This window comes from Microbacterium sp. Bi128 (genome assembly GCF_918698205.1).
Window position 1 is genome coordinate 1 of record NZ_CAKKMM010000727.1, and the last position, 2,542, is coordinate 2,542.

3 protein-coding genes are annotated in these 2,542 nt (G+C 65.8%); 1 reads left to right on the forward strand and 2 read right to left on the reverse strand.

Features of this window, described 5'->3' with window-relative positions; genetic code table 11:
• Positions 1-98: 98 nt before the first annotated feature.
• Together LQV45_RS25435 and lysS are read right to left on the reverse strand one after the other, a co-directional pair.
• Positions 99-269, reverse strand: a complete 171-nt coding sequence (locus tag LQV45_RS25435) for a hypothetical protein (RefSeq protein WP_223914693.1) — start codon at positions 267-269, stop codon at positions 99-101.
• A 2-nt stretch (positions 270-271) separates the two neighbouring features.
• Positions 272-1,804 carry a lysine--tRNA ligase gene (gene lysS / locus LQV45_RS25440; RefSeq protein ID WP_223914694.1) on the reverse strand — a complete coding sequence of 511 codons (1,533 nt, stop codon included), beginning with the start codon at positions 1,802-1,804 and terminating at the stop codon, positions 272-274.
• 100 nt (positions 1,805-1,904) lie between these two features.
• Here lysS and LQV45_RS25445 point away from each other — a divergent pair.
• A partial coding sequence (locus tag LQV45_RS25445) for an alpha/beta fold hydrolase (protein WP_230009413.1) occupies positions 1,905-2,542 on the forward strand: 638 nt, incomplete at its 3' end.

Below are 2,542 nucleotides of genomic sequence, written 5' to 3' on the forward strand. Positions count from 1 at the left end.
TAAGTATCCTCCGCGTTACAGCAGGGAGTCAAAGCGCAAAACTCTGTCCAAAGGAAAACCTAAGGCGGCAATAGGGAACTATTACTTCTTTCGGGTAATTAGCTTCCCAGGGTCCCGGATTCCGGTCCTTTGGCCCTAGTTTCGGCCTCGGCATGGGCGCGGGCTTCTGCCTGCCGCTCTGATTTGTCGGCATTGAATATGGATTTCATGGCAAACCAGAAAAGCAGGCCCACCACGATGGGGGGCAGCAATACGGCGATATAGTCCATGCTCAGTGTCCTTCGGGCTTCAACAGGGGGAAGAGGATCGTTTCGCGGATGCCGGCTCCGGTGAAGAGCATCACGAGCCGGTCGATGCCGAGGCCGATCCCGCCCATGGGCGGCGCGCCATACTCGAGCGCACGGAGGAAGTCTTCGTCCAGCTGCATTGCCTCCACGTCACCCGCGGCGGAACGGCGGGACTGTTCGGTGAGGCGTTCGCGCTGGATGACCGGGTCGATCAGTTCGGAGAACGCCGTGCCCCGCTCCATGCCGCCGATGATGAGGTCCCAGGCCTCGATCAGGCGGCCGTCTTCGCGGTGCTGGCGGGCCAGCGGCTGCGCGGACGGCGGATAGTCGTAGACGAACGTGGGGTTGAGCAACGTCGGCTCCACCAGTTCACCGAAGAGTTCGACGACGAGCTTCTCGGCTTCCCAGGCGGCGTCGACCTTGACCTCGTGCTTGGCAGCCAGCTCCAGCAGCTCGGCAACCGGGGTGTCGGGGGTTACTTCCTGGCCCACGAAGTCGGACAGTCCCGGGTAGACCGCCAGCCAGGTCCATTCGCCGTCGAGGTTGATCTCCCCGGCTTCGGTCTGCAGCACGCGGCCCACACCGGCGGCGTCGGCGGCGTCCAGGATGATCTCCTTGATCCGGTCCGCCATGACGAACTGGTCCGCCCACGCCTCGTAGGACTCCAGGGTGGTGAACTCGGGGCTGTGCGTGGAGTCCACGCCCTCGTTGCGGAAGACCCGGCCCATGTCGTAGACGCGGTCGATCCCGCCGACCACCGTGCGCTTGAGGTAGAGCTCGGTAGCGATGCGCAGCGTCATCTTCTGGTCGAAGGCGTTCATGTGCGTCTCGAAGGGACGGGCCGTGGCGCCGCCGTGAACCAGTTGCAGCATGGGGGTTTCCACCTCAACGTAGCCCTGGCGGTGCAGGGTTTCGCGGATGGAGCGGGTGATCGCGGCGCGGGTGTACACCATCTCGCGGGCTTCGTCTCGGACAATGAGGTCCACGTAGCGCTGGCGGACACGCGTTTCTTCGTTCAGCCCGGCGTGCAGCACGGGCAGCGGGCGCAGCGCCTTCGAGGCCATGGTCCAGGAATCCGCCATGACGGAGAGTTCGCCGCGGCGTGAGGAAATGACCTCGCCCTTGATGAAGACGTGATCGCCGAGGTCCACGAGAGACTTCCACTCCGCGAGCGCCTCCTCACCGATGTTGGCCAGGCTCAGCATGACCTGCAGCCGCACGGCCTTCCCGTCCAGGCCGCCCTCCTGGAGGGTGGCGAAGCAGAGTTTGCCCGTGTTGCGGATGAAGACGATGCGGCCGGTCACGCCAACGGCGTCGCCAGTTGTTTCATCGGCCTGCAGGTAGGCGTATTTCTCCCGGATTTCCGTGAGCGAGTGCGTGCGTTCGACACCCACCGGATATGCCTCGACGCCGCGTTCGATCAGCTTCGCGCGCTTCTCCATGCGGATGCGGGTCTGTTCGCTGGCATCATGCGGCTCGGCGGCGTTGTTCGGGGTGGGGGTGTTTTGGGAAGTCACAATCCCCAAGTTTACCGTCGATTTGCGTCCGGGAAGGTCCCGGCCCGGTTCTGCCCTGGCGGCAGCCAGGCGGACGGGGTGCGGGAATAGACTCGAAGTTGTGGAGACATGGACAGTGAGGACCGACGACGGCAAGGGACACCTTGAGCTGCACACCATCCGCCCGGCGGGGCACGCACCGGGCAGAACAGCCGCGTCCGACGCCGCCGTGGCGTCCCGCGGCGAAGGATCCGGCGTCGTCGTCGTGCACGGGACCCTGATCACCGATGCGCTCTACCGGTCCTTTGCCCGAAAACTTTGCCGGCTGCTGGACCAGCCGGTGCACTGCTACAACCGCCGCGGACGCGCAGGTTCCTCGCACCAGCCAGCCGACTATTCCGCCGCCACCGAGGTGGCCGACCTGGCAACCGTGCTCCGCGAGACCGGCGCCAGCGACGTCGTGGCCCACAGCTATGGCGGGTTCGTGGCCCTCGAGGCCGCCCGGCGCCTGCCGATCCGCAGGATGGTGACTTACGACGCCGCCGTGAGCCTCTCCGGGAACCTCACCCAGCGCTGGCGGCCCGAACTGGAAAGGTCCGTGGCTGCCGGCGAACTCGACCACGCCTGGGCGCATTTGGTGCAAGGCCTGGAGACGGCCGGCCCGGTGTCCATGCTGCCCTTGGGCGCGCTGCGCATGCTCAGCATCCTCTCGGCCCGGACCAGGCTCGGCGCCGAAATGCGGCAACTGCTGCCCACGGC

Excerpts from the sequence above, each read along its gene's own strand:
- LQV45_RS25435 (WP_223914693.1), bottom strand. The coding sequence starts at position 269 with ATGGACTATATCGCCGTATTGCTGCCCCCCATCGTGGTGGGCCTGCTT.